Origin of the sequence: Nonomuraea sp. NPDC049684, assembly GCF_044465345.1 — a bacterium.
Taxonomy (GTDB): domain Bacteria; phylum Actinomycetota; class Actinomycetes; order Streptosporangiales; family Streptosporangiaceae; genus Nonomuraea.
The window spans coordinates 668302-694823 of sequence record NZ_JBITLO010000003.1 but is presented as its reverse complement, the minus strand read 5'-3'; the positions used below and the strand labels follow the sequence as shown (position 1 = coordinate 694823).

At 71.6% G+C, this 26522-nt stretch carries 26 protein-coding genes; 13 read left to right on the top strand and 13 right to left on the bottom strand.

The genetic code is table 11. The features are described from left to right. Window positions 1-11: 11 nt before the first annotated feature. Both ACIBST_RS13500 and ACIBST_RS13495 read right to left on the bottom strand, forming a co-directional pair. Window positions 12-623 (bottom strand): NUDIX domain-containing protein, encoded by a 612-nt coding sequence (locus ACIBST_RS13500; RefSeq protein WP_397171521.1) that lies wholly within the window; start codon window positions 621-623, stop codon window positions 12-14. Continuing rightward, the gene (locus tag ACIBST_RS13495) at window positions 620-2284 is read right to left on the bottom strand and encodes a CTP synthase (RefSeq protein WP_397171519.1); all 1665 of its coding nucleotides are present in this window, start codon (window positions 2282-2284) and stop codon (window positions 620-622) included. The genes ACIBST_RS13500 and ACIBST_RS13495 overlap by 4 nt, the downstream gene beginning before the upstream one ends. A gap of 131 nt (window positions 2285-2415) precedes the next feature. Between ACIBST_RS13495 and ACIBST_RS13490 the strand changes: the two genes are divergently transcribed. The 3 genes from ACIBST_RS13490 (at window position 2416) to ACIBST_RS13480 (ending at window position 5091) form a co-directional block, all read left to right on the top strand. Beyond that, the gene (locus tag ACIBST_RS13490; protein ID WP_387666688.1) at window positions 2416-3078 is read left to right on the top strand and encodes a DapH/DapD/GlmU-related protein; all 663 of its coding nucleotides are present in this window, start codon (window positions 2416-2418) and stop codon (window positions 3076-3078) included. 62 nt (window positions 3079-3140) lie between these two features. After that, a complete protein-coding gene (locus tag ACIBST_RS13485; RefSeq protein WP_397171518.1) occupies window positions 3141-4259 on the top strand; it encodes an NAD(P)H-dependent flavin oxidoreductase in 1119 nt (372 codons plus the stop codon). Window positions 4260-4311: 52 nt separating this feature from the next. Beyond that, window positions 4312-5091 (top strand): GntR family transcriptional regulator, encoded by a 780-nt coding sequence (locus ACIBST_RS13480; protein ID WP_397171516.1) that lies wholly within the window; start codon window positions 4312-4314, stop codon window positions 5089-5091. Here ACIBST_RS13480 and ACIBST_RS13475 read toward each other — a convergent pair. Next, window positions 5048-7438, bottom strand: a complete 2391-nt coding sequence (locus tag ACIBST_RS13475; RefSeq protein WP_397171515.1) for an FAD-dependent oxidoreductase — start codon at window positions 7436-7438, stop codon at window positions 5048-5050. The two genes, ACIBST_RS13480 and ACIBST_RS13475, sit on opposite strands and share 44 nt — an antisense overlap. 68 nt (window positions 7439-7506) lie before the next feature. Here ACIBST_RS13475 and ACIBST_RS13470 point away from each other — a divergent pair, with 68 nt between their 5' ends. Genes ACIBST_RS13470 through ACIBST_RS13460 form a run of 3 tightly spaced genes read left to right on the top strand, consistent with a single transcriptional unit; the run spans window position 7507 to window position 10219 of the window. After that, window positions 7507-8412 (top strand): phosphotransferase, encoded by a 906-nt coding sequence (locus ACIBST_RS13470; protein WP_397171513.1) that lies wholly within the window; start codon window positions 7507-7509, stop codon window positions 8410-8412. Window positions 8413-8416: 4 nt separating this feature from the next. After that, entirely contained in the window at window positions 8417-9022 is a 606-nt protein-coding gene (locus ACIBST_RS13465) for a DUF4126 domain-containing protein (protein WP_397171511.1), read from the top strand. 60 nt (window positions 9023-9082) lie between these two features. After that, window positions 9083-10219 carry a ScyD/ScyE family protein gene (locus ACIBST_RS13460; protein ID WP_397171509.1) on the top strand — a complete coding sequence of 379 codons (1137 nt, stop codon included), beginning with the start codon at window positions 9083-9085 and terminating at the stop codon, window positions 10217-10219. A 101-nt stretch (window positions 10220-10320) separates the two neighbouring features. Here the strand turns inward: ACIBST_RS13460 and ACIBST_RS13455 are convergent, their stop codons facing one another. The 3 genes from ACIBST_RS13455 to ACIBST_RS13445 are packed head-to-tail and all read right to left on the bottom strand — an operon-like array spanning window position 10321 to window position 12879. After that, the gene (locus tag ACIBST_RS13455) at window positions 10321-11163 is read right to left on the bottom strand and encodes an alpha/beta fold hydrolase (protein WP_397171508.1); all 843 of its coding nucleotides are present in this window, start codon (window positions 11161-11163) and stop codon (window positions 10321-10323) included. Between the two features lie 11 nt (window positions 11164-11174). Next, window positions 11175-12092 (bottom strand): alpha/beta hydrolase, encoded by a 918-nt coding sequence (locus tag ACIBST_RS13450; RefSeq protein ID WP_397171507.1) that lies wholly within the window; start codon window positions 12090-12092, stop codon window positions 11175-11177. Beyond that, the gene (locus ACIBST_RS13445) at window positions 12082-12879 is read right to left on the bottom strand and encodes a glucose 1-dehydrogenase (protein WP_397171505.1); all 798 of its coding nucleotides are present in this window, start codon (window positions 12877-12879) and stop codon (window positions 12082-12084) included. The genes ACIBST_RS13450 and ACIBST_RS13445 overlap by 11 nt, the downstream gene beginning before the upstream one ends. Window positions 12880-13022: 143 nt before the next feature. On the opposite strand from ACIBST_RS13445, the gene ACIBST_RS13440 reads away from it, so the two are divergent. Together ACIBST_RS13440 and ACIBST_RS13435 are read left to right on the top strand one after the other, a co-directional pair. Next, entirely contained in the window at window positions 13023-13646 is a 624-nt protein-coding gene (locus tag ACIBST_RS13440) for a hypothetical protein (RefSeq protein WP_397171504.1), read from the top strand. Between the two features lie 53 nt (window positions 13647-13699). Continuing rightward, the gene (locus ACIBST_RS13435; RefSeq protein ID WP_397171502.1) at window positions 13700-14275 is read left to right on the top strand and encodes a Uma2 family endonuclease; all 576 of its coding nucleotides are present in this window, start codon (window positions 13700-13702) and stop codon (window positions 14273-14275) included. A gap of 68 nt (window positions 14276-14343) precedes the next feature. Here the strand turns inward: ACIBST_RS13435 and ACIBST_RS13430 are convergent, their stop codons facing one another. Continuing rightward, a complete protein-coding gene (locus ACIBST_RS13430; protein WP_397171501.1) occupies window positions 14344-14907 on the bottom strand; it encodes a dihydrofolate reductase family protein in 564 nt (187 codons plus the stop codon). Window positions 14908-14994: 87 nt separating this feature from the next. Next, window positions 14995-16512 carry a hypothetical protein gene (locus tag ACIBST_RS13425; RefSeq protein WP_397171500.1) on the bottom strand — a complete coding sequence of 506 codons (1518 nt, stop codon included), beginning with the start codon at window positions 16510-16512 and terminating at the stop codon, window positions 14995-14997. Window positions 16513-16684: 172 nt separating this feature from the next. On the opposite strand from ACIBST_RS13425, the gene ACIBST_RS13420 reads away from it, so the two are divergent. Together ACIBST_RS13420 and ACIBST_RS13415 are read left to right on the top strand one after the other, a co-directional pair. Next, entirely contained in the window at window positions 16685-17158 is a 474-nt protein-coding gene (locus ACIBST_RS13420; protein WP_397171499.1) for a hypothetical protein, read from the top strand. After that, window positions 17158-17481, top strand: a complete 324-nt coding sequence (locus ACIBST_RS13415; protein WP_397171498.1) for a winged helix-turn-helix domain-containing protein — start codon at window positions 17158-17160, stop codon at window positions 17479-17481. Before ACIBST_RS13420 ends, ACIBST_RS13415 begins: the two co-directional genes overlap by 1 nt. 30 nt (window positions 17482-17511) lie before the next feature. Here the strand turns inward: ACIBST_RS13415 and ACIBST_RS13410 are convergent, their stop codons facing one another. Next, a complete protein-coding gene (locus tag ACIBST_RS13410) occupies window positions 17512-18069 on the bottom strand; it encodes a hypothetical protein (protein WP_397171497.1) in 558 nt (185 codons plus the stop codon). A gap of 250 nt (window positions 18070-18319) precedes the next feature. On the opposite strand from ACIBST_RS13410, the gene ACIBST_RS13405 reads away from it, so the two are divergent. Continuing rightward, window positions 18320-19192 carry a serine protein kinase RIO gene (locus ACIBST_RS13405; protein ID WP_397171496.1) on the top strand — a complete coding sequence of 291 codons (873 nt, stop codon included), beginning with the start codon at window positions 18320-18322 and terminating at the stop codon, window positions 19190-19192. 56 nt (window positions 19193-19248) lie between these two features. On the opposite strand, the gene ACIBST_RS13400 is transcribed toward ACIBST_RS13405, so the two are convergent. From ACIBST_RS13400 to ACIBST_RS13385, 4 genes are all read right to left on the bottom strand, one after another. Continuing rightward, window positions 19249-20187: a heme A synthase gene (locus ACIBST_RS13400; RefSeq protein WP_397171495.1), complete on the bottom strand. Its 939-nt coding sequence runs from the start codon at window positions 20185-20187 to the stop codon at window positions 19249-19251. A gap of 188 nt (window positions 20188-20375) precedes the next feature. Then, a complete protein-coding gene (locus ACIBST_RS13395) occupies window positions 20376-20999 on the bottom strand; it encodes a PepSY domain-containing protein (RefSeq protein ID WP_397171494.1) in 624 nt (207 codons plus the stop codon). 148 nt (window positions 21000-21147) lie between these two features. Then, window positions 21148-23256, bottom strand: coding sequence for an excinuclease ABC subunit UvrB (gene uvrB / locus ACIBST_RS13390; RefSeq protein ID WP_352358255.1), 2109 nt, complete (start codon window positions 23254-23256; stop codon window positions 21148-21150). Between the two features lie 35 nt (window positions 23257-23291). After that, window positions 23292-23525, bottom strand: a complete 234-nt coding sequence (locus ACIBST_RS13385; RefSeq protein WP_352323468.1) for a helix-turn-helix transcriptional regulator — start codon at window positions 23523-23525, stop codon at window positions 23292-23294. Window positions 23526-23665: 140 nt separating this feature from the next. Between ACIBST_RS13385 and ACIBST_RS13380 the strand changes: the two genes are divergently transcribed. Both ACIBST_RS13380 and ACIBST_RS13375 read left to right on the top strand, forming a co-directional pair. After that, window positions 23666-25282, top strand: coding sequence for an SPFH domain-containing protein (locus tag ACIBST_RS13380; RefSeq protein WP_397171493.1), 1617 nt, complete (start codon window positions 23666-23668; stop codon window positions 25280-25282). Further along, window positions 25279-26520, top strand: coding sequence for an SPFH domain-containing protein (locus tag ACIBST_RS13375; RefSeq protein ID WP_397171492.1), 1242 nt, complete (start codon window positions 25279-25281; stop codon window positions 26518-26520). Before ACIBST_RS13380 ends, ACIBST_RS13375 begins: the two co-directional genes overlap by 4 nt. The last annotated feature ends 2 nt before the right edge of the window (window positions 26521-26522 follow it).

Here is a 26522-nt window from a genome sequence, read left to right as displayed (position 1 = left end):
TGGTCCTTCCGTCACGCCTCCGGGGCGTCGGCGGGGCGCAACAGGGCGAATCCCTCAACCGAAGCCGCATATGCGGCGAGGATACCGGCCACGGCCGGGGAATTGTGGATCATTCCCATGAGCGCCTTCTCGACCGCGTCGGACAGCGGCACCCATTCGACCGGCATGCCGATCTCCTCGTGCCGATGGACGAAGGTGTTCTCCTCGTCGGGGATCCTGCTCAGGCCGCGGGCGAGGAAGACCCTGATCCGCTCGTCTGTCATGCCGGGAGACGAGCGCAGGTCGACCAGGGTGTGCCAGGTGTCGGCGCGGTAGCCGGACTCCTCGGCGAGCTCGCGGGCCGCGGTGTCGGCGAGCGGTTCGCCCGCCACGTCGCGGATGCCGGCCGGCAGCTCCCACATGAGCTGCCGGGTGGGGTGGCGGTACTGCCTGATCATCAGGACGCGGTCGCGGTCGTCGAGCGCGAGCACGGCGACCGAGCCGGGGTGGACGACGTAGTCGCGGTCGGCGACCTCGTCCTGGGGCATCCGGACCGTGTCGGTGACGACCTTGATCACGTAACCCTGGAAGTGCTCCTTGGACGCGACGACGTCCCACGCCTCGGGCGTATCCTCGATCCTCACTTGCCGACCTTGGTGGTCACACGGCTGTCGGCGTAGGCCAGGGCGGCGCCGATGAGGCCCTTGAACATCGGGTTGGCCCGGGTGGGACGGGAGCGGAACTCCGGGTGCGCCTGCGTGCCGATGAAGAACGGGTGCACGTCGACGGGCAGCTCGGTGTACTCCACCAGGCGGCCGTCGGGCGACAGGCCGGAGAAGACCAGGCCGACGTTCTCCAGGCGCTCGCGGTAGGCGTTGTTGACCTCGTACCTGTGGCGGTGGCGCTCGTCGGCCTTGGCCTTGCCGCCGTAGAGCTGCCTGGCCAGGGTGCCCTCGCCGAGCTTGGCGGTGTAGCTGCCGAGCCGCATGGTGCCGCCCATGTCGCGCTCGCCGGCGACGACGTCCTCCTGGTCGGCCATGGTGGAGATGACCGCGTGCTTGGTGTCGGGGTCGAACTCGGCGGAGTTGGCGTCCTCGATGCCGGCCATGTTGCGGGCGGCCTCGATGACCATGCCCTGCATGCCGAGGCAGATGCCGAGCAGCGGGATCCGGCCCTCGCGGGCGTGCCGGATGGCGCCGATCTTGCCCTCGATGCCGCGCACACCGAACCCGCCGGGGATCAGCACGCCGTCGACGCCGTCGAGCTCGCGCTCGGCGCCCTCGGGGGTCTCGCAGTCGTCGCTCTTGACCCAGCGGATGTTGACCCGCGCGTCGTTGGCGAAACCGCCGGCGCGCAGCGCCTCGGTGACCGACAGGTACGCGTCGGGCAGGTCGATGTACTTGCCGACCAGCGCGATCGTGACCTCCTTGGCCGGGCGGTGCACGCGGCGCAGGAGCTGCTCCCACTCCTTCCAGTCGACGTCGCGGAAGGGCAGGCCGAGGCGGCGCACGACGTAGGCGTCGAGGCCCTCGGCGTGCAGCACCTTGGGGATGTCGTAGATGGAGGCGGCGTCGACGGCGGAGACGACGGCGTCCTCGTCGACGTCGCACATGAGGCTGATCTTGCGCTTGATCGCCGTCTGGACCGGACGGTCGGAGCGCAGCACGATCGCGTCGGGCTGGATGCCGATGCTGCGCAGCGCGGCCACGCTGTGCTGGGTCGGCTTGGTCTTCAGCTCGCCGGACGGGCCGATGTAGGGCAGCAGCGACACGTGCAGGAAGAAGACGTTGTCGCGGCCGACCTCGTGCCTGATCTGGCGGACGGCCTCCAGGAACGGCAGCGACTCGATGTCGCCGACCGTGCCGCCGACCTCGGTGATGACGACGTCGACGTCGGGGCCGGCCATGCCCCGGATGCGGTCCTTGATCTCGTTGGTGATGTGCGGGATGACCTGGACGGTGTCGCCCAGGTACTCGCCGCGCCGCTCCTTGGCGATGACGTTGGAGTAGACCTGGCCGGTGGTGACGTTGGCCGAGCCGTGCAAATCGGTGTCGAGGAACCGCTCGTAGTGGCCGACGTCGAGGTCGGTCTCGGAGCCGTCGTCGGTGACGAAGACCTCGCCGTGCTGGAACGGGTTCATCGTGCCGGGGTCGACGTTGAGGTAGGGGTCGAGCTTCTGCATGGTGACCCGGAGACCGCGCCCCTTGAGCAGACGGCCGAGGCTGGAGGCCGTGAGCCCCTTGCCCAGACTGGAGGCGACACCGCCGGTGACGAACAGATGCTTGGTTTGCGATGCGCTGCGCAAAGGGGCTCCCGTGGCTCGAGTGGTGGCCGAAGTGTCCACGGGCTCTCAGGATATCAAACAACGCCCCTCACATGCCCGAACGGCATGACCTAGCGGTAACTTTGGGCCCTATGTCACTAGTACGCCGGGCCATGGGCGCACTGATTCACCGTGCGTACGCGGCGATCCGCCACGCCGGGGCGATCTCTCCGGACTCCACGGCGGGTTACCGATTCCGCCGGATCGGCGAGGGAGTCAGCATCGCCTTCCCCCCGGGGGCGATCTTCGGCGAGCGGTGGATCGAGATCGGCGAGCACACGCTGATCGGCGAGCGCGTGTCGATCTCCTGCGGCATGTGGCCGGGCGTCGAGCTCGGCCCCGACTCGATCCTGCGGATCGGCGGCTCGTGCTCGATCGGCAGGGGCTCGCACATCGTGGCCCACCAGTCGATCGACATCGGCGACCACGTCTTCACCGGCCCGTACGTCTACATCACCGACCAGAACCACGTCTACGACGACCCCGAGACGCCGATCGGGCGGCAGTGGCCGCGCAACAGCCCGGTCTCGATCGGCGCCGGCTCCTGGCTCGGCACGGGCGCGATCATCCTGCCGGGCACGGTCCTCGGGCGGCAGTGCGTGGTGGCGGGGGGCGCGGTGGTGCGCGGCGAGTTCCCCGACCACAGCGTGGTCGCCGGGGTGCCCGCCAAGCGCGTCCGCGGGTACACGCCGGAGCTGGGCTGGCACGCGCCCGGCGCCGCCGAGGCCGCCGCCGCGATCGCCCTGGCGCTCGACGGGCAGGCCGGGCCGTCCTGAAGCCGGGGACCGGCCGGGAACGGGGATGGACCGAACAAGCTTCTGGAGGTTAGCGTCGGCGCATGCGGACCGCCATCTGTGAGCGCCTGGGCGTCGAGTTCCCGTTGTTCGCCTTCAGCCACTGCCGCGACGTGGTGGCCGCGGTCACGAACGCGGGCGGGTTCGGGGTGCTGGGAGCCGTCGCGTACTCGCCGGAGCGGCTGGAGGCCGAGCTGACGTGGATCGACGGGCGGGTGGGCGGCCGGCCGTACGGGGTGGACGTGCTCGTCCCCGGCCGGATCGACGCCTCCGCGCTCGACCTGCGGGCCCACCTGCTGGACTTCGTCCCCGACCGCCACCGCGACTTCGTCGCCCACCTGCTGTCGAAGTACGGCGTGCACGCCCCGCCGCAACCCCTGAGCGCGGTGGCCGACGAGTTCGGCAGGCGGGTGACGGCACCGGGCGCGACCGCGCTGGTCGACGTGGCGCTCAAGCACCCGATCGGGCTCATCGCCAGCGCGCTCGGACCGCCGCCGCCGGAGATGGTGGCGGGCGCCAGGAAGGCGGGCGTGCCGGTGGCCGCGCTGGTCGGAACCGTCGAGCACGCCCGCAGGCAGGTGGCGGCCGGGGCGGACATCGTCGTGGCCCAGGGCGCCGAGGCGGGCGGCCACACCGGCGAGATCTCCACGATGGTGCTCGTGCCGCAGGTCGTGGACGCGGTCGCGCCGGTCCCCGTGCTGGCCGCGGGCGGCATCGCCTCGGGCCGCCAGATGGCCGCGGCCATGGCGCTCGGGGCCGAGGGCGTCTGGTGCGGCTCGGTGTGGCTGACCACCGAGGAGGCGGAGACCTCGCCCGCGCTCCGGCGCAAGCTGCTGGCCGCCTCGTCGCTGGACACCGTGCGGTCCCGGTCGCGTACGGGCAAGCCGGCGCGGCAGCTCAGGTCGGCCTGGACCGAGGAGTGGGACTCCGGGCCGGAGAGCCCCGGGCCGCTGGGCATGCCCCTGCAACTGCTGCTGGCCGAGGGGGCGATGGCCCGCATCGGCGCGGCGGCCGACCGCGGCGACCCCGGGGCCGTGGAGCTCGTCACCTACTACGTGGGCCAGGCGGTGGGCCAGCTCGACCGCGTGCGGCCTGCCCGTGACGTGGTGTACGACATGATCAGCGAGTTCACCGACGCCGTGACCCGCCTCACGTCGTCCTGAAGGCCGTCCCGTGCGGAGTGGTTCCTCCCGTATGGCCCGGTAGCATGCGCGTGTGGTCGGGACACCGCCTGAGCTGGAGCGTGGCACCGGGGTTCCCGCGCACACGCAGATCGAGCAGTGGCTGCTGGCGGCGATCTCCTCCGGCGAGATGGCCCCGGGCGACCGGCTGCCCGGCGAGCGGGAGCTGGCCGCCCGCCTCGGCGTGAGCCGGATGACCCTGCGCCAGGCCCTTTCCACCCTCGAACGCGACGGCGTGCTGATCAGGCTCCCCGGCAGGTCGGGCGGCGCGTTCGTGGCCGAGCCGCGCATCGAGTGCGACCTGACGGGGCTGGCCGGGTTCACCGAGCAGATGCGCCGCGCCCACCTGCGGGCCGAGGCGCGGATCCTGACGGCCGCCACCGTGCCCGCGCCGGCGGCCGTGGCCGCCGCGCTCGGCGTCGGGCCGGGCGAGCCGGTGCACGAGGTGGCCCGGGTGCGGTCGGCCGGCCGTTCGCCGGTGGCGCTCGAACGCTCCTTCTTCCCCGCGCTGCCCGGCCTCCTCGGCGAGGACCTCGGCGGCTCGCTGTACGCGCTGCTGGCCGGCCGCTACGGGCTGGAGCCGCGGACCGCGGTCGAGCATCTGGACCCGGTGATCGCCGGTCCGGAGGAGGCGGCCGAACTGGGCATCGCGGCGGGCGCGCCGCTCATGCTGATCGAGCGCACGGCCTACGCCGCCGGCGGCGTCCCCGTCGAGTACGCCCGCGACCTGTTCCGCCCCGACCGGGTGCGCCTGTCGGTGCGCAGCGGCGTCACCGCACCCGCGACCCCGCCGGGTCGTACAGCGGCTCCCTGACCACGACGCCCGGCACCCACTCCCCCTCGATCTCGACCTCCATCGCGGCGCCGGGCTCGGCCCCCGGCCCGGCGGGCAGGTACGCGTAGGCGATCGACCGCTCGACCGTGTACCCGTACCCGCCGGAGGTGACCCGGGCCACGACCTGGCCGTCCACCCGTACGGGCTCGTTGCCCAGGGCGACCGCCCGCGGGTCGGCCAGGGTGAGGCAGCGCAGGCGGCGGGCCGGGCCGGGGTCGAGGGCGTCGCGGCCGAGGAAGTCCTTGCCGGGCTTGACGCAGAACCCGAGCCCGGCCTCGTACGGCGTCGTCTCCGGCCCGATGTCGGCGCCCCACACCCGGTACCCCTTCTCCAGCCGCAGGCTGTCGATGGCCCGGTAGCCGCCCGCGACCAGCCCGTACGGCTCGCCCGCCCGCCACAGCGTCTCCCACAGCGCGAGCCCGTACTCGCTGGAGCAGTACAGCTCCCAGCCGTGCTCGCCCACGAACGTCACCCGCAGCGCCAGCGCGGGCACGTCGCCCACGGTCAGCTCCCGGGCCGACATGAACGGCAGGTCCGGCGGCTCCGGGGTCAGCCCGGACAGGATGTCGCGCGCATGGGGGCCCCACAGGGCGAAGCAGGCGTACTGGCCGGTGACGTCGGCGATCCTGGCCGTCGAGCTGGTGAGCGCGGCCTGCCGGCGCAGCCAGGCGAGGTCGCGCGAGCCCGACGCGGTGCCGGTGACGATCAGGAACTCCTGCTCGCCGCGCCGGGTGACGGTGAAGTCGCACTCGATGCCGCCGCGCCGGTTCAGCGCCTGCGTGTAGGTGACGGCGCCCACCTGGCGGGCCACGCGGTTGTCGCACACCCATTCCAGCAGGGCGGCGGCGTCCGGGCCGGTGACCTCGATCTTGGCGAAGGAGCTCTCGTCGAACAGCCCGGCCGTGGTGCGGGTGGCGCGGTGCTCGGCCCCGACGGCGGGCGACCACAGGCGTCCGGCCCAGCCGCGGGGGCGTTCGTCCGCGCCGCCGGGGGCGGCGGAGTAGTGGTTGACCCGCTCCCAGCCGGCCTTCTCGCCGAAGACGGCCCCGTGGGCGGCGTGCCAGGAGTAGACGGGCGAGACCCGCAGCGGGCGCCCGGCCGCGCGCTCGTGGCCCGGGTAGCGGATGTCGTAGTACGTCTCGTAGTTCTCGACCGAGCGTTTGACCGTGTACGACGGCGACCGGTACTGGCCGCCGAAGCGGCGCACGTCCATGTGGTGGACGTCCATGCCGGGCTCGCCGTCGACGATCCAGTCGGCCATCACCCTGCCGATGCCGCCCGCGCCGGCGATGCCGTGGGCGCAGAACCCGGCCGCCACGAAGAACCCGCCCACCTCGGTCTCCCCCAGGCAGAACTCGTTGTCCGGGGTGAACGCCTCGGGCCCGTTGATCAGCTTGCGGAGGCCGACGTCGGCCATCGCGGGCACCCGGATCCGGGAATTGGCGGAGATCTCCTCCAGGCGCGGCCAGTCCTCGGGCAGCAGCCTGCCGTTGAAGTCGGCCGGCACCGCGTCGTAGGAGGTCGCGGACGCCGTCCAGGGGGCGCAGGTGCGCTCGTAGCCGCCCATGACCAGGCCGCGCACCTCCTGCCGGTAGTAGACGAGCAGGTCGGGGTCGCGCAGCGTGGGCAGGACGGGGTGGTCGTGAAAGGCGTCGGTGACGACGTACTGGTGGGACATCGGCACGATCGGGATCCGCACCCCGGCCATGCGGCCGATCTCGGCGGCGAACATGCCGCCGCAGTTGACCACGATCTCGCAGGCGATGTCCCCCTGGTCGGTGCGGACGCCGGTGACGCGCCCGCGCTCGACGTCGATGCCCAGCACCCGCGTACGGGTGCGCAGGCGGGCGCCGCCCTCGCGGGCGCGGGCGGCCAGGGCGTAGCACAGCATCGAGGGATCGACCTGGCCGTCGGTCGGCAGGTACGCCGCCCCCACCACCCCCGACGGGTCCATCAGCGGGAACAGCTCCACCGCCTCTGCGACCGAGATCTCCTCCAGCGGCAGCCCGAACGTCCTGGCCCAGCCGATCTGGCGGCGGATCTCGGCCATCCGCTCGGGGGTGGAGGCCAGCTTGAGCCCGCCGCACTCGGTCCAGCCGGCGTCGAGGGTGCGGTAGAGCTCGACGGAGTACTGGTTCATCCGGGTCAGGGTGGGGTCGGAGCGGAGCTGGCCGACCAGGCCCGCGGAGTGGAAGGTGGAGCCGCTGGTGAGCTCGTCCCGCTCCAGCAGGACGACGTCGCGTTCGCCGCGCCGGGTGAGGTGGTAGGCGACGGACGCGCCGCCCACCCCGCCGCCGATGATCACGATGCGGGCCGAGTCGCTCATGGTCGCGAGGCTAACCCGCGTACCCTAAAAGGTCTAGACCGTTTAGGACGGCGGAGCTAGCATCGATCATGGCGATCGCCCGGGTCCTCGACCGCATCCCGCTGCTGTCCGGCCTGCCGCGCTCCGTCGAGGAGCTGCCCGGCGGGATGACCAACCGCAACTACAAGGTCACCACCCCGGCCGGGGTCTACGTCGTGCGCGTGGCCGCCAGCGACGGCTCCCTGCTGGGCATCGACAAGGACGCCGAGCACGCCGACTCGGTCGCCGCCGCGCGGGCCGGGGTGGGGGCGCCCGTGCACGGCTACCTGCCGGAGGCGGGCGTGCTGGTGATCGGCTTCCTGCCGGGCCGGACGTTCACCGAGGCCGACCTGTGGGAGCCGGCGAACCTGACGCGGGTGGCGGAGGTGTGCCGGCGGCTGCACGCGGGGCCGCGCTTCGTCCGCGATTTCGACATGTTCGAGGTGCAGCGGGGGTATTTGCGGATCGTCCAGGAGCGAGGTTTCCGACTTCCTGCGAAATATCTGGATTTCATGCCCGCCGCCGCAGAAATCAGGAAATGTCTGGCGGTACGCGCCGAGCCCACCGTCCCGTGCCACAACGATCTTCTCCCCGGCAACATCGTCGAGTGCGGCGACCGCCTGCACCTCATCGACTACGAGTACGCCGGCAACAACGACCCCTGCTTCGAGCTCGGCAACCTCTGGAGCGAGGCCGACCTGCCGCCCGGCCACCTGGAGGAGCTCGTCACCGCCTACTACGGCCGCCGCCTGCGCCACAGGATCGCCCGCGCCCGGCTGCTGGGCCTGATGTCCAAGTACGGCTGGACCCTGTGGGCCTCGATCCAGGACGGCGCCAACGACACGATCGACTTCGACTTCTGGTCCTGGGGCATGGAGAAGTACGAGCGTGCGGCCGCCGAGTTCACCCGGCCGGGCCTGGCCCGCGTGATGGAGGCCGCGGCGGGGGCAGACTAGGGGGATGTTCGCCGCGCTGACCGGCCTCGGCCTCTCCACCGCCGCCGGCCTTAACGCCTACATCCCTCTCCTGGTCGTGGGCGTGCTGGCCAACCTCACCGACAGGGTGAAGCTGCCCGACGGCTACTCCTGGCTGTCCAACTGGGGCGTGCTGGCGATCATCGCGGTGCTGCTGCTCGCCGAGATGGTCCTCGACAAGGTGCCGGCCGTCGACACCGTCAACGACGCCATCCAGACCGTGGTGCGCCCGGCGGCGGGCGGCGTGGTCTTCTCCGCCACCAACGCCGCCGCCGAGCTCGACCACTCCACCTGGATGACCGAGAACCCGTGGGCCGGCTGGCTGCTGGGCATCGTGATGGCGCTGGCCGTCCACATACTGAAGGCGACGGCCCGGCCGGTGATCAACGCGGGCACGGCGGGGGTGGGCGCGCCCGTGGTGAGCACCGCCGAGGACGCCGGCTCGCTCGGCATGAGCCTGATCGCGGTGTTCCTGCCGGTGCTGGTGATCGTCGCGTTGCTGCTGCTCGTCCTGCTCGCGTGGTGGACGTTCCGGCGGGTACGCCGGCTGCGCGCCCGGCGCAGGATCAGGAGGAATCCACCCGCAGGCTGAGTGCGCCTCACCCTGCGGGCTGATCCGCCGCCCCGTCCCGCGCTTCTACGGTGTTCCCTCATGAAGCGAGTCATCATCACGGGGGGAGTCGCTGCTCTCGGCCTGGCCGCGTCGGTCGCGCCCGTCCCGGCGTCAGCGTCCGCGCCGGCGAGCGTCACGGTCGTCGCCGCCAAGCTCGACGGGCCGCGCGGCCTGACCTTCGGCCCCGACGGCGCCCTGTACGTCGCCGAGTCCGGTTCCGGCGGCACGATCAAGTGCGCGACCGTGCCCGCCGAGCCGGGCGGCGAGGCGAGCAAGGTGTGCCTCGGCCTCACCGGGAAGATCTCCAAGCTGGCCGACGGCCGGCTGACCACCGTGGTCAAGGGCCTGCCCTCGGCCGGCTCCGACGGCCTCGGCACCGGCCCGCACGACGTCGCCTTCGCCGCGGACGGCTCCATGCTGGTGCCCGTCGGCCTGGGCGGCAACGGCAAGCTGCGGGCCGACCTCGGCCCCAAGGCCCGCACCCTCGGCACGCTGCTGAAGATCAAGGACGGGAAGTCGTCCGTCATGGGCGACCTGCTGGCGTTCGAGGTCAAGCACAACCCTGACAAGAAGGACAAGGGCAGCGCGATCGACTCGTACCCGTTCGCGGTCGTGCCGACCCCGCAGGGCGGCGCGCTCGTCACCGACGTGGGCGGCAACGACGTGCTCCAGGTCAGCGCGTCGGGCAAGGTGACGCTGCGGGCGGTGTTCCACGCGCGCAAGGTCGCGGCCCCGGCCATGCTCAAGCTCCCCAAGGGCAGCAAGGTGCCGATGCAGTCGGTGCCGATGGGCATCGCGGCCGCCCCCGACGGCTCCTACTACGTCGCCGAGCACGCCGGGTTCCCGCAGCCCGAGGGCGTGGCCCGGGTGTTCAGGCTGGCCGGGAAGAAGGCCGAGACCGCCGTCAAGGGCTTCACCACCGCGGTCGACGTCGCCTTCGACGCCTCGGGCCGGCTGCTCGTCCTCGGCTCGGTCGGCCCGGTGCCCGCCGACCATCAGCCCCGTACGTCGCTCTACCGGATCGAGGCCGACGGCACGCGCACCGAGCTGCTCAAGCCGGGCACGCTGACCGTGCCGCTGGGCATGGCGGTCGCCGGCGACGGTTCGGTCTACGTGTCCAACAAGGGCTTCACCCCCGGCAAGGGCGAGATCGTCCGGGTGGAGCCGCCCGCATAGACGTGTGAGCGCCATGGCCCCCAACCCCCTGTGCGCGCTCACACGAAGGGCCCGGCAGCAGCGTCCGCGCTGCCGGGCCCTTCACCATGCCCTGCGGCCGCTCAACGCCCTCTGAGCCAGCCCTCCAGCACGCGGACGAACTCCGCCGGGCGCTCCTCGTGCAGCCGGTGGCCCGAGCCCTCCCAGCACACGACCTTCGAGTCCGGATGCTTGAGCAGCCCCGACTCCCAGGCCGCGCGTCCGGGGTCGGCCCAGATCGACAACACCGGGCAGCGCCGGCGGGCCAGGTACTCGTCGCTGGCCGGCCGCACGCCGATGGCCCCCGGGGCGGTGAACATGGCCTCGAACGCCTCGGCCAGCACGTGCGGGGGCATGCCGTACAGGCGGCGTTTGTGCCAGCGCCGGATCACGGCGGGGGTCGCGGAGGTGGTGCACCACCGGTCGATCTCCTCGGCTGCGGCGTGCGGGTGCTCGCCGCGCAGGGCCGCGATCATGCCGGGAAAGCCCGCGGCGAGGTCCTGGCTCATGCCGTAGCCGGGGTCGAGGGTGACCAGCGCCCGTACGCGGCCGGGATGCTCGACCGCGAGGATCGAGACGACCTGGCCGCCCATGGAGTGGCCGACCGCGATCACCTCGGGCACGTCCAGGCGGTCGAGCAGCGTGTTCAGGTCCTCGGCCATCGCCTGGGGGGTGTTGCCGGTCTCCGGGACCGAGGAGTAGCCGTGGCCGCGCAGGTCCACGGCGATGACGCGGTGGCGGGCGGCCAGGGCGTCGATGTGCCAGGACCATTGGTGGGAGTCGGCGCCCCAGCCGTGCACGAGCAGCAACGGCGGGCCGCCCTGGCCGGCGCCCTCGCCGGGGCCCTGGCCGGTTCCGGTGCCCTCGCCGGGGCCGTCGTCGGTGTAGAAGAGGCTGATGGTTGCCGAAATTTCGGCGCGTGGCATGAAATATCCCCTTATTTGAGGGCGCGGATGGCGGCGCACACCCGGTCCGTGGCGTCGGCGGCGGCGGGCAGGATCGGGCCCGTGCCGAAGAAGCCGTGGAACAGGCCCTCGTACCGGACGCACTCCGCCTCGACCCCGGAGTGGCGCAGGTGGCGGGCGTACGCCTCGCCCTCGTCGCGCAGCGGGTCGTGCCCGGCCGTGATCACCAGGGCCGGCGGCAGGCCGCTCACGTCCGCGCCCAGAGGCGAGCTGTACGGCTCCCCGCGCCGCTCCCGGTCGGGTTGGTAGCAGTCCCAGAACCACCGCATGTGCGCCGTCGTCAGGAAGTATCCCTCGCCGTTCTGGTCGTACGAGGGCCAGTGGCGGACGGCGTCCGTCGCCGGATAGACCAGCACCTGCAGCACGATCGGCGGCCCGCCCTCGTCGCGCGCCCGCAGACAGGTGACGGTGGCGAGGTTGCCGCCCGCGCTGTCGCCCGCCACCACCAGCGCCCCCGGGTCGGCGCCGAGCGCGGCCGCGTGCTCGTGGGCCCACCGGGTGACGGCGAAGGCGTCCTCGACGGCGGCCGGATAGGGGTGCTCGGGCGCGAGCCGGTAGTCGGCGGCGACCACCACCGCCCCGGACCCGGCGCAGATCTGGCGGCAGACGCCGTCATGGCTGTCCAGCGACCCCAGCGTGAACCCGCCGCCGTGGAAGTACACGACCAGCGGCCGCCCCGCAGCGCCCTCGGCGACCTCGTCCGGCCAGTAGACGCGCACGGGGACGCCCGCCGCGTCGCGGTCCTCCACCCGGCCCACGGGCATCGGCTCCGGGCTCGGGACCGAGGCCAGCACCCGCCGCGCCGCCACCGGGTCCCAGGGCCCCTCCCCCTTGGGGAAGAACTCGCTCATCAGGTCGATGACCGCGCGGGTCGGCTCGTCAACGGCCATCTCCGGCCTCCTCCTCCGCGGCGGGAGCGGCCTGGCGCGGGACGGAGCCGAGCAGAGCCGTCTCCCCCGCCGTCCAGCCGCCGTCGATCGCCAGCTCCGCGCCCGTGACGTACGAGGCCGCGTCGGACAGCAGGAACGCGATGGCCTCGGCGACCTCCTCGGGCTCACCCCATCGCCCGGCGGCGGCCAGCGGGAACGTGCCCTCGCCGGAGACCGCGCCCAGCGAGGCCGTCATCGGGGTGACGATCATCCCGGGATGCACCGAGTTCACCCTGATGCGGTCCCGCCCGAACTCGAGCGCCGCGATCTTGGTCAGCCCGCGTACGCCCCACTTCGACGCGCCGTACCCGCCCGTGCCGGGCAGCGCGGTCAGCCCCGCGACCGACGAGAGGTTCACCACGGCCCCGCCGCCGGACGCCCGCATGGCCCCGGCCACGGCCTTCAGCCCGAGGAACACGCCGACCAGGTTCACCTGGAGCACGCGCTCGAACTCCGCCAGGGACTGCTGCTCGATGGTCCGCACGGTGACGATCCCGGCGTTGTTCACCAGCCCGTCGAGCCGTCCGTGCGCCTCGACGGTCGCGGCCACGACGGCCGCCCACTGCTCCGCGTCCGTCACGTCGTGCGGGACGAACGTGCCTCCGACGTCCTTGGCGGTGGCCGTCCCCTCCTCGGTGAGCACGTCGGTGAGCACGACCCGCGCCCCGGCCGCCGCGCATCGGCGCGCCGTGGCCGCGCCCATGCCCCGGGCGCCGCCCGTGATGATCACTACCTTGCCGTCGAGCACGCGCACCCCTCATCCGAGACGACCGAACATGTGCACTGAAACACGCGCCCACGTCCCCGATCAAGGGCTTGCTCGGCCCGCTCGCCGGAACCCGGGATCCCCGTCACGCGTTGAACCCCCCGGGTGTCGAACTATCCTTCTAGGTGACAACCCCACGGGAGGTGGCGGAGATCAGCGAGTTCCTTGTCATCGTGCTGGCCATCCTGGCGTTTCTCCTGCTGCTGACCGGCGTGGGCGTCTATCTGCTGGTCAAAGTCGGCAAGAAGGCGGCCAGGAAGGCCCGGCAGGCCACCACCCGGCTGACCACGCACGTCAACGCCATGGGCACCGGCGACGCGGCCGAGGTCGAACGCCTCCGCCTCGACCTGCGCCGCGAGGTGACCCTCACCCGCCAGGCCGTCGAACAGGCCCAGCAGCGCGGCTGGGGCCTCGGCGACCTGCCCCGGCTGCTGGCCGACCTGTCGGCCCAGGCCGACGTGCACGACGGGCAGCTCGCCACGTACGCCCAGCAGCGCCGCGTCTCGCCGTACGTCGACCACGCGGCCCTCGACCGGCTGCGCGAGCACCAGGCCAAGCTGACCGCCATGTGCGCCCGCATCCGCGCCGACCTCCTGGGCGACCAGATGCACCACGCGTCGTCCGGCATCGACGAGCTGTACTCGCGCACGGAGCTGGAGATCGAGGCCCGCCGCCGCCCCCCGGACCCGCTGGACCAGATCGACGAGCTCTACCGCCGCTCGATGGACCAGCGCAAGGACCACTCCTGACGGTCACCGTCTGTGACACAATAAGCTCGCCGAGTACATCTTAGGAGGCGCGCATGAGCACAGCCCTTCCTGAGTGGTTCTATCCCGGCCCACCCGGCGGCTGGACCGCCGACATGCTCGATCACCTCCCCCCCGGCGCGCCCCGGCACGTCGAGCTGATCGATGGGTCGCTCATCATGATGTCTCCACAGACAGCCTTCCACCTGTACACGATCAGGTTGCTGGAGAACGCCCTGAAACCTCCCGCACGTCTCGCGGTGGTCCGCGAGATGACCATCACTCTGGGCCTCCGGCAGCGGCCGGAACCGGATATTCTGGTGGTGGAGAAGTCAGCGATCGGACCGAAGACGACTTCCTTCCGCCCAGAGGACGTCCACCTCGTCGCCGAGGTGGTCTCAGAGGAGTCCGAGGAGCGGGATCGCAGCACCAAACCGATCAAATACTCGGATGCCGGCATCCGGCACTTCTGGCGGGTGGAGCAGGAAGACGGCCTGCCGGTCGTGTACACCTTCGAGCTGGAACCGGCAGTCAGGGCCTATGTCCCCACCGGCATCCACCGCAAGCAGCTGCGAACGTACGTCGGGTTTGACGTAGACATCGACCTCGGCCTGGAGTGGCCACCTGGCTAGCTCCGGCCGCTGACACGGTGGTCGAGGGGCGCCCAGGCGGGTCCCCTCGACGGCGCCGGCCGGGCGGGTCAGCGGTGTCGGCGGTACTGGAGTTCCATGATCCCGCCGTCGGAGGCGGAGCTGGAGACCAGGTCGAGGCGGTAGGACTTGGGGAAGCCGTCGAACAGCCGGGTGCCCTCGCCCGCGACGTAGGGGAACACGCTCAGCCGGAACTCGTCGATCAGGTCGAGCCGCATGAGCGACCGCCAGAGGCCGACGCCGCCCCAGACCAGGATGTGGCCGTCGCCGTCCAGGCGGAGCTTGTCGATCTCCTCCGCCGTGTCGCCGCCGGCGACGGTGGTGTTGGCCCAGTCGGCCGTCTTCATGGTCCGGGAGAAGACGACCTTGCGCCCGGCGGTCAGGATGTCGGCGAACGGGTGGTCGGTGGCGGTCGTCATGCCCTTGGCGATGCCCTCGTAGGCGCCGCGGCCCATGACGTGCGCGTGGGCGCTCCGCAGGAAGTCGAGGTAGGCCGGGGAGTCGGGCCGGTTGTTCTCGGGCAGTTCGAAGCAGAACTTCCAGAAGTCGGTGCCCTCGTCGGCGAGCAGGCCGTCGAGGGAGTAGTTGAACACCGTCGCAATCAGCTTCCGCATGAGCGTGTCTCCGTGGTCTCGGGTCGTCCGGTGACACGTAGGACATCGGAGCCGCCCGGAACTCATCGGTGCCCGGCCGGACGCCGCTCAGTACTTGTCGACGCAGATGGTCAGCGCGGGGACGGGCCACGTCCACGAATGTCTGGTCACGCCGTCGCAGGCGGTGGCGTCCTTGTCGGCGTTCCCCCGCAGGACGCGCCGTACGGTGAACGTCTTCGGCGCTCGGCACTTGCGGGCGAAGTCCACGAACTCGTCGTTCTTCGACCACTTGTAGCAGTAGTTACGCCCGAACTGGTACGCCAGGCAGTACAGCACGTCGTTGTGGACGAGGTAGCGGTGATTGGTCTCGCCGTCGCAGAGCCCGGAGGGAGTGGTGATGGCGGCCACCCGATAGGGCGCGCCCTGCTTGCAACTGTCGGTCACCGGCGCGTCCGGCAGGCCGGACAGGCAGTCACCGACCTTGAAGTCGGCCACCGGCTCACTGGGCTCCACGGTCGGGGTCCAGGTCGGGGCCACAGTCGGGGCCACAGTCGGGGCCACGGCCGAGGTCGGCGGCGCCTGGGTGGGGACGTCGGTGGGCGCGGGGAACGGCGGCGACGTCTCGGCGGGCTCGGCCGTGACCGTCGAGGAACCGGTCAGGGCCTCTCGCACGTTGTTCTTGATCACGTTCTTCCCGATCACCGCGAGCAGAACCAGCACGACGGCTCCCACCGCCGCCCCGATGCCGACCATTCTCGACCGTCCGGAACCCGAAGCCGCCTCCGCCTGCCGGACAGGCGGCGAGACCGGCTCCGGCTGCGCGGCCTCGCGTAATCGCGTGGCCCACTGCGCGGGCATGGGACGGCTGAACGCGGGCTGGCCGAGCGCGGTCGTGGCGAACTCCGCCAGGCCGGGATGGACGGCGGCCAGCGCGGCGACGTCGGTGGCGGACGGGTCACGGGCGAAGGCGCGGATGGCCAGCAGGGCGAACTGGTAGGCGTCAGCCTGCGGCGTCCCCGGCTGCTCCCCGGCGGGGATCCGCCGGTCGGGCGGTGTCTCCACGGGCGGCAGCGCCCGCGCTCCGCCCAGCCCCATCGCGTCGCAGCCGATGAGAAAACACCCCGGCCGGGGCTCTGTCGTGAACAGCACGTTCTCGGGGGCCAGGTCGCCGGCGACGATGCCCATCGCGTGCAGGCGGGCGAGCGTGTCGGCGAGATCGGCCAGGATCAGCAGGCGGTCGCGGTCGGTGACGTCCTCCTGGCCGAACAGGCGGTCGAGGGTCGCGAGCCGGCGGACGCCGCCGGACGGGCCCGGCCTCTCGCGGAAGAACCGCTGCGGCACGGTCCGCATCAGGAAACCGACGACGGCGCCGTTCTCCTCCACCAGCTCGGCAGGCCAGGCCGCCCGCTCCGCCAGCCAGGCGGCGTCGGACGGGGAGAGACGGCCGGTCAACTGGGTCATCGCGGTGAGGACGGCGACGTCGAGCCCGGGGCGGACGTCGTAGTCGATCTCCTTGTACGCGACGCCGGGCCGGCCGTTGATCCTGCCGCTGAGCTCCTCGTGGACCATCCCCTGGCCCTCACGCCCGAGCGGCCGCCCCAGGGCGAGCTTTGCGCGGCCGATCACGGTTTGTCACCCCTGGCCTTGACCATGCAGCGACCCTAGTTCCGCCGACGTCAGAGATCAAAGGGACAGGTCTCACCTCCGGCGCCGACCACTCGGCCGCTGACGACTTTCCCAAGAGGAAAACAGATGCTACTTTCCTTACAGGAAAGCAGTCGACCCTCGGGGAAGGCCCATGAACCAGCACGACGCCCAGACTTCGCTCGACGACATCCACCGCCTCCAGGCCAGGACCCGGCAGCAGATCGTCCGCCAGAGCTTCGCGCTGCCCCGCGTGGCCGTCTCCGCGCTCGCCCTCTTCGTCATGCTCGCCGCCATCGACCTGCCGAGCCCGTGGTACTACCTCGGCGCGGCGCTCGGGGTGGTCGTGTACGGGGGCGTGGGGATCGTCTGCGAGCACCGGGCCGCGGTCCGGCGGAAGGCCACCGGCCGGGAGGCCCTGTTCCACGGCGTGCTGCTGGCCTGCGTCATGGTGGCCTTCGCTGTCGGCCGGATCGCCGCCTCCGCGCTGTTCGGCCTGCCGCCGCACGGGGCGGCGTCGCAGGCGGTCGCGGGCGCGGTCGTGGCGGCCGTGGTGTACGTCGCGGCGACGCCCCTGAACCGCCGGGTCATGAGGTCGATCGTGCGGCAGGACGGCGGGGTCGCCTGATGGATCCGCTCTTCGACGAGTTCCTGCACGTCCCGGCGCGACTGTCGGTCGTGGCGCTGCTGGCGCCGGCCGATTGGGTGGACTTCGGCTTCCTCAGGGACTCGGTCGGCACCAGCGACTCGGCGCTGTCCAAGCAGGTCTCCGCGCTGGCCGCCGCCGGGTACGTGGTCGTCCGCAAGGACCAGGACAAGCGGGCGCGGCGGACGTACGTGCAGCTCACCCCGCAGGGGCGGTCGGCCTTCCAGCGGCACGCGGCGGCCCTGGAGCGGATCGTCGCCCTCGCCCGCGACTCCGCCGACCGCCCCGCCGCCGACCAGAAGTGACGAGACCCACAGGGACCGGCCGCGTCACACTCAGCTGTTCCAGTCCGCGTAGATCGCCGCGGCCAGCTCCTGTTCCGTGACGCCCTTGCGGATCAGGGCCTTGGTGGCCTGGGCCTGGGCCGTCGTGGGCAGGCGGCCGGCGATCAGCACGGGCAGCGAGAGCCGGCGCACCAGCACCTCCGTGGCCGCGATCCCGTACGGGCGGCGCGCCACGGCGACGTTGACCCGCAGCGCGTGCTCGTTGCCAGGCGGCACGCCGGGACGGTCGATCTCGACGGCCGAGTAGCGGAAGCCGTTCGCGAGGTCGCAGGAGGCGCATCCGGCCGGGCCCCGGCTCAGCCGGCCGCCGCACTCGGGGCACGTCAGGCGGTCGTAGGCGGCGTCCACGACGCGCCACGGGTGCTTGTCGGGCTCGTCGACCACCATGCGGGCGATGAGCTGCTCGTCCGGCGGGGCCACGGTGCCGAACTCCGCCAGCAGGAAGGCCCGCCAGCCCTCCTCGACCAGTTCGTCCACCAGCCCGGCGCAGCGGTCACAATCGGGCGCGCCGGCGGGTTCCAGATGTCCGCACACCTCACATCGCCGCATGGCCGAGACCGTACAAGCCGGGCGAGTGGCGGCGCCTCCGATTATCGGGTCGCCGTTTATTCGATTGCGAGTGCCGTGCCGGACCCGGCATACTCGTCCGCGTTGCTCGCAGCGAGACGAAGGGAGGCTGAGACCGTGACGACCGTTGCCCGCGTGCCGTTTTCCGCGCCCTCAGACCTTCCCACCAGGCGTCCGCTGACCTGATCCGTGCGGCGAGCCGGTGGGGCCTCGTAACTGGAGACATCTCACCGTGCCCAAGCACTCGCAACACCGCCGCCGTGGCAAGTTCGCGCTCGACGCCGACGACCTCGAATGGCTCGAAAGCGCCCCCGAGACCGATGACGGGCCGCCCGAGGGCGACCGCTGGTCCACCTGGGACCAGAGCACGCCCACCGAGAAGGGGCCGAAGCCGTACCCCGGCTGGCTGGTCACCGAGCTGGCCGCCGTCGACACCGAGCTCGGCCTGCTCAAGACCGGCAAAGAGGCCGACGTCCACCTGATCTCGCGGGGCGTGCCCGGCACCGACCGGGTCTGCCTGCTGGCGGCCAAACGCTACCGCTCCTCCGAGCACCGCCTGTTCCACCGGGACTCCGGGTACCTGGAGGGCCGCAGGGCCCGCGAGAGCCGGATGAACCGGGCCATGGCCAACCGCACGGCGTTCGGCAAGCAGGTGATCGCCGCGCAGTGGGCGGTGGCCGAGTTCACGGCGCTCTGCCGGCTCTGGGAGCTGGGGGTGCCGGTGCCGTACCCGGTGCAGATCGTGGGGACGGAGATCCTGGAGGAGTTCGTCGGCACCCCCGACGGGTACGCGGCCCCGCGCCTGGCCCAGGTCTCCGACGGCCTCGACGACCTGTGGGAGCAGCTCGTGGCGGCCATGGTGACGCTGGCCGCGGAGGGGCTGGCGCACGGGGACCTGTCGCCGTACAACCTGCTGGTGCACCAGGGGCGGCTGGTGATCATCGACCTGCCGCAGATCGTCGACGTGATCGCCCACCCCGCGGGCCCGTCGTACCTGGAACGGGACGCCCGCAACGTGGCCACCTGGTTCGCCGCCAAGGGCGTGGCCGCCGCGGACCCCGACGCGCTCGCCGACCTGCTCCGCAAGGAGTCGGGCCGGATGTGACCGGAGGAACCCGCGCGGTCCGGGCGCCGGCGCCCGGACCCGTCCGCGCGGATCGGCTACGTACGGGCGAGCAGGGGCCGTTCCTCCTCTGCCGCCGCCGGGAGCCGGGTGTCGAGCAGGACGCGCACCGCCCCCACCCACACCATCGCCGAGCCGAGCAGGTGGGCGAGGACGACGAGCTCGGGCAGGTCGGTCACGGTCTGCGTCAGGCCGACGAGCCCCTGGGCGAGCAGCACGGCGAGGAACAGCGTGGTGCGCCGGTGGGCCGCCGAGCCCGGCTCGCGCCGGGTCCTGAGCCACAGGGCGACGGCGAGGCCGAGGCTGAGCGCGGCGGCGGCCCCGTGCAGCCAGACCATCGCCGTCCAGCTGAACGGCATGCGCGGCACGTCGGAGGAGTCACCCGCGTGCGGCCCGGTGCCGGTGACGATCGTGCCCGCCGCGACCAGCAGCGCCACGGACGCCACCAGCGCCGCCGGAAGCCGGCCCGACGGCGCGGACAGCGGCCGCGCGGGCCGGTCGAGCAGGCGGGCCTTGTGCCAGACGACCGTGGTGGCGGTCAGGAACAGCACGGCGGCCAGGAAGTGCGCGGCGACGAGGTACGGGCTCAGCCGCGCCCACACGGTGAGGCCGCCGACGACGGCGTTCAGCACGACGATCCAGAACTGCGCCCACCCCCACCGGGTCAGCTCGGGCACCGGACGGCGCTGCAGCCGGGCGACGACGATGAGCCAGCCGACGGCGACGCACACGACCCCGGACAACACCCGGTTGGTGAACTCGATCGCACCGTGGACGCCGAGCTCGGGCGTGGCCGCGAAACCGGCCTCCGAGCAGCGCGGCCACCCGTCACAGCCCAGCCCGGACCCGGTCAGGCGGACGACTCCGCCGGTCACGATGATCATCAGGCTGGTGGCCAGCGCCGCGCCCGCGGCCCTTCGCAGGGCGGCTCGTTCGAAGGCGACCCGGGCGGCGAGCCACTGGAAAGGAGTGGTCATGGGGGAAGAGGTCTCTCTGCTGCTCGGCGAACCGCCGTGGGTGGCGGCCGAAAACGCGATCAGGACTTTACTCTACAACCTGTAGAGCACCTGCCCTGGCTCCCCCGTCCCCGGCAGGCGTCCAGCGCTCCCAGACCCCGGGACGGCCACCTCCGCCGATGGCCGGAGGTGGCCTGCTCCCCCGTGGGTCAGCTGGTTTCGTTCTTCTTGGTGACCTCACCGGTGGCGGCGTCGACCATCACCTCGTGCTTGGTCCCGTCCGGGGTCATCACGTCCGACTGCCAGACGGTCTTGCCGTTCTCGGTGTCGAGCTTCAGCTTGGCGACGTGTCCCTCCGGTACGGCCGCGGCGACCTTGTCGGCGGCCTGGGCGTAGTCGAGCTTGGCCTCGGTGATGCGGGTGTGCATCTCGGCCTTCTCCTGCTCGTCCATCTGCTCGGTCGTCGGGCCCTTGACGACCTTGCCGGCCTGGACGTCGACCTGGTGTTCCGTGCCGTCGGAGCCGACGACCTTGACCTCCCAGAGCATGCCGTTCTCCTCGCTCTCGACGGAGACGACCTTTGATCCGGGAACCGCGGCCATCGCGACCTTGGCGGCGTCCTTGAGCTCTCCGGCTCCTGGCTTCATGGACGTGGCGCCCGGTGAGGGGGACATGGTCCCCGTCTCGGGCGGGCTTTCCATCGTCGGAGTCGGGCTTCCCATGGTGGGGCCCGGCGTCGGTTCGACGGCGAACTGGCCGACTTCCCGTACGGCGCCGCAGCCGGCGGCGAGCAGTGCCGCACCGACCAGTGCCCCGATGATCGACTTGTTCATACCTGGACCGCTGCCCCAGGAACCCGGCTTCATTCCCGCAGGTCAGAACCCCGGGCCAGGCCCGGGGCCGGCGAGACGCGCCACCCGGGCACCCACCACCGACCCACCGGCCCCTACCGGACAGCCACTCCGCGCCTGTCGCAGGCCGCTACTTGACGCCTGCTTCGCGCATGTCGCGCAGCTCGCGCTTGAGCTCCTTGATCTCGTCGCGCAGCCGCGCGGCCACCTCGAACTGAAGGTCGGCGGCCGACTGGTGCATCTGCTCGGTCAGCGACTCGATCAGCGACTCCATCTGCGCCCGCGGCATCTCGCCCGCGATGGCCTTGGCGTGCTGGCCCGCCTGGCGGGCGGCGAAGCCGGGCACCGGGGCCTTGCCGCGCGACTGCTGGCGGCCGCCGCCGAGCAGCTTGTCGGTGTCGGCGTCCTCCCGCTGGAGGGAGTCGAGGATGTCGGCGATCTTCTTGCGCAGCGGCTGCGGGTCGATGCCGTTGGCCTCGTTGTAGGCCATCTGCTTGGCCCGGCGCCGGTTGGTCTCGTCGATGGCCCGCTCCATCGACGGCGTGATCTTGTCGGCGTACATGTGGACCTGGCCGGAGACGTTACGGGCGGCGCGGCCGATGGTCTGGATCAGGGAGGTCTCCGAGCGCAGGAAGCCCTCCTTGTCGGCGTCGAGGATGGCCACCAGCGACACCTCGGGCAGGTCGAGGCCCTCGCGCAGCAGGTTGATGCCGACCAGCACGTCGAACTCGCCGATGCGCAGCTCGCGCAGCAGCTCGATGCGGCGCAGCGTGTCGACCTCGCTGTGCAGGTAGCGCACCCGGATGCCGAGCTCAAGGAGATAGTCGGTCAAGTCTTCGGACATCTTCTTGGTCAGCGTGGTGACCAGGACGCGCTCGTCGCGCTCGGCGCGCTCGCGGATCTCGTGGACCAGGTCGTCGATCTGCCCCTTGGTGGGCTTGACGACGATCTCGGGGTCGACCAGGCCGGTGGGCCGGATGACCTGCTCGACGACGTCGCCCTTGACCCGCCCCAGCTCGTACGGCCCGGGCGTGGCCGACAGGTAGACCGACTGCCCGATGCGCTCCAGGAACTCCTCCCACTTGAGCGGCCGGTTGTCCAGCGCGGACGGCAGCCGGAAGCCGTGGTCGACCAGCGTGCGCTTGCGCGAGGCGTCGCCCTCGTACATCGCGCCGATCTGCGGCACGGTCTGGTGGGACTCGTCGAGGACCAGCAGGAAGTCTTCGGGGAAGTAGTCGAGCAGCGTGTTGGGCGCGGTGCCGGCGGCGCGGCCGTCGAGGTGGCGGGAGTAGTTCTCGATGCCGGAGCAGGTGCCGATCTGGCGCATCATCTCGATGTCGTAGGTGGTGCGCATGCGCAGCCGCTGGGCCTCCAGCAGCTTGCCCTGCCGCTCCAGCTCCGACAGGCGCGCGGCCAGCTCGGCCTCGATGCCGGCCACGGCCGCCGCCATGCGCTCCTCGCCGGCGATGTAGTGGGAGGCGGGGAAGATGTAGAGCTCTTCGTCCTCGGTGATGACCTCGCCGGTCAGCGGGTGCATGGTGGCGAGCTTCTCGATCTCGTCGCCGAACATCTCGATGCGCACGGCCAGCTCTTCGTACTTCGGGATGATCTCGATCGTGTCGCCGCGCACCCGGAACGTGCCCCGGGTGAAGGCCAGGTCGTTGCGCGTGTACTGCATGTCGACCAGGCGGCGCAGGAGCTGGTCGCGGTCGACCTCCATGCCGACGCGGAGCCTGGCCATGCGGTCGACGTACTCCTGCGGGGTGCCCAGGCCGTAGATGCACGAGACGGAGGCGACCACGATGGTGTCGCGGCGGGTGAGCAGCGAGTTGGTGGCCGAGTGGCGCAGCCGCTCGACCTCGTCGTTGATCGAGGAGTCCTTCTCGATGTACGTGTCGCTCTGCGGCACGTACGCCTCGGGCTGGTAGTAGTCGTAGTAGGAGACGAAATACTCGACCGCGTTGTTGGGCAGCATCTCGCGCAGCTCGTTGGCGAACTGGGCGGCGAGCGTCTTGTTGGGCTGCATGACCAGCGCGGGCCGCTGCAGCCGCTCGATCAGCCAGGCGATCGTGGCCGTCTTGCCGGTGCCGGTGGCGCCGAGCAGGACGCTGTCCTTCTCCCCGGCCCGGACGCGGCGCTCCAGCTCGGCGATGGCCGTCGGCTGGTCGCCGGATGGAGTCATCTCGGTGACGACCTCGAAAGGCGCCACCTTCCGCTGCAAATCTGTGACCGGACGCATGCTGCCACTGTAGGCGGCGTCACCGACAGAAACCGTCAGGCCGTGGGCTGCCCGATCCGGGGGAACGGCGTGGTGGAGAACACCACCTCGACCGGCACCCCGAAGTATCCGGCCATGCGCAACGCCAGGTGAAGACTCGGGCTGTATTCGCCCCGCTCCAGGTATCCCACGGTCTGGTAGTGCACCCCCAGCGCCTGCGCGAGCTGCCTGCGGCTCACCCCCCGCTCGGCGCGCAGCAGCGCGATGCGGTTGTGGACGGTCTCACTCATCAACCCTCCATGTAGCAGACCTGCTCCATCCATAACACACCTGCTATGGGACGTAACAGTCATATGACGACACATTGCAAGCGAACAGCAAGTCATACCCGATACGGTCGGATTCGCCTGTAGCGGAAAAGGAAGGTTCGATGTCACGACCCCGAGAGGCACTGATCCAGGCAGGTCAGGGCATAGCCCAAGCGGTCGCTCAAGGAGGTGACGTACGGCAGGCGATGAGCCAGGCGATCGGACAGGTCGCCGACCAGGCCGGCCAGCTCACCGGCCAGGCCCCCGGCTTCGCGCTCAACCCGCACGACTTCGCCGCCGCCCGCGACGGCGGCGCCTCCGTCGGCACGCTGATCGAGGCCAGGTCCGCCTCGCTGAACGAGGCCGGCGAGATCGTCAACCGCAGCTTCGCCGAGAACGGCCTGCACGTCATCTCGCCGGTGGTGATCCCCAAGGGCAGCACGGCCAAGGTGGTCATCCCGCTGACGGTCCTGGTGGTCCTCGGCCTGATCGGCGCGCTCGGCGGCATCGTGCCGGGGTCGGACATCTTCTTCGGCCCGCACTACTGGGTGGTGCTGGTGCTGGCCGCCGCGTTCCTGTGGTGGCGCAGGAGCGTGGTGATGGTCCCCGAGGGCTGCAAGGCGCTGATCACCAAGTTCGGCAAGCTGGTGCACATCGCCGACCCGGGCCGGGTGACGCTGTTCAACCCGTGGAAGCGGGTCAGCTACATCGTCAACACCACGCGCGAGTACCCGTTCAACGCGCCCATCAGGGAGGCGCCGACGCAGCAGGGCGTCAAGGCCAGCGTCGACCTGTTCCTGCAGTTCAGGATCGAGAACCCGGCCGAGTTCATCTTCGTGCTGGGCTCGGTCAGCGGCTTCCAGTCCAAGCTGCAGAACGCCATCAGCGAGGTCACCCGCTCGCTGATCTACGCCCAGCGGGCCGAGGACATCTACGACCTGGTGGGCGAGAGCACCCTCGGCATGCTGGAGAACCTGAACCAGCAGTTCCTGCCCGCCGTACGGCTCACCGACGTGAACATCACCCACGCCGAGCCGTCCAGCCAGGAGTACCGCATGGACCTGGCCGCCCCCGAGATGGTCAGGGTGGCCAAGGAGGCCTACACCTACGAGTACGAGCTCCAGCTCCGCAAGGAGCAGAACGAGGGCGACCTGGTCAAGGAGCTGGCCGGCCTCCAGGAGACGCTGAGCGCCATCCAGGCCGAGATCGCCGGCTACCAGGCCCGCATGGACACCGCGCTCGAACGCGCCAGCCACCAGGCCACCGCGCAGGCCAGGCAGCGCCTGGTCGAGGCCGAGTCCACGGCCAACGCCAACGCCGCGCTGCTGGAGGCCCAGGCCCTGGACATCCGGGCGCTGTCGGCCGCCGAGGCCCCCGAGATCCTCGACTACCGCTTCCAGCAGGACCTGCTGACCAAGCTGGAGTCGGTGGCCACCCGGCTGCCGCAGGTGGTGCAGGTGGGCGAGCAGACCGACATCGACTTCCTGGCGCTGGCCCAGCAGCTCGTGGGCGGCAAGGGCGCGACGCTGTTCTCCGCCGAGGACATGGCCGCCATCCGCGGCCGGCTCGACGAGATCGCCGCCCGCGTCAGCAGCCGCGAGGACGAGATCGCGGCCCTGCTGAAGAAGGCCGCCGCCGACGTGAGCGAGCCGCAGGCCACGCCCGAGCCCGACAACGACCTGGAACGCACGGTCGAGCGCCTGCTGCCCGGCCACCTGAGCGAGGGTGAGGTCCGATGACCCGCGAGTTCTCCAAGATCAAGGAGTCGCTGGCCTCCTGGTCCGACATCCGCCAGCTCCTGCGCGGCGGCGAGCAGGGCCAGCTCGTGCCGGTGGTGATCCCCAAGGACCGGCGCGGCTTCGCCTGGATGGCGCTCGTCCTGCTGGCCCTGTACTTCGCCGGGATGGCCGCGCTCACCGACCTCACCCTGCCCGCCGCGCTGGCCGCGCTGTTCTTCCTGGTCGTGGCGCTGGTCACGATGTGGCGCAAGGCGATCATCGAGATCGAGGAGGGCACCACCGGCGTGCGCAGCCGCTGGGGCGCGATCACCGGCACGCTGCCGCCGGGCCGCCACTACCTGTGGCTGCCGTGGGACCGGGTGGACGCGGTCGTGGACACCTCCACCGAGATCCCATACTCGGCGCCGATCGTGGCCTGCCCGACGGCCGAGAACGTGCCGCTGAAGTCGATCGAGTTCTTCCTGAAGTTCCGCATCGTGGACCCGGTGGCGTTCGTCCGGACGATCGGCGCGGGCAACTTCGACCTCGTGCTCTCCAGCGCCGTGCAGGACGCGATCCGGCAGCGCAGCCGGCGGGTCAACACCGAGCGCGCCTACGACCTGCGCGGCTCCGACGTCGGCGACATGCAGGAGGCGCTCAACCGCCAGCTCGGCCGGTACGGCGTGCGCGTCACCGGCGCCAACATCCCCGACGTCCAGCTCCCCGACCAGTACCAGCAGCACCTGGCCACCCGGGAGAAGGTCGCCAAGGAGCTGTCGGCCTACGAGCGCGAGTGGGAGCTGACCCGCAAGCGCCGCATCGACACGCTGCTCATGGAGATCGAGCGATCGAAGAAGACCCGCGACGCCCGCGTGGTCGAGGTCAAGGCCGCCCACAACAACGCGCGCAAGAACGTGGCGCGCATGCTGGAGGAGCAGGAGACCGAGGCCCAGCGCGTGACGTGGGAGATCGAGGCGCGCGGCAGGGCCGACCTGACCGCCGCCGAGAACGAGGCCAAGGCCCTGCGCAGGCTGGCCGAGTCCTACCGCGACAACCGGGCCGTGCTGCAGTACGAGCTGGCCCGCCGGCGCCTGGACGTGGGCGCCAAGCTCGCCGAGAACGCCCCCCAGCCGCTGGTCGTACGGACCCAGCAGGGCCAGGCCGACTCGGCGTTGTCCACCCTCGTCCTGGCCCAGCTGCTCCCCCGCATCTCGGGCACGGGACACACCGCCGTCAACGGCCAGACCCCCACCGCATAGGA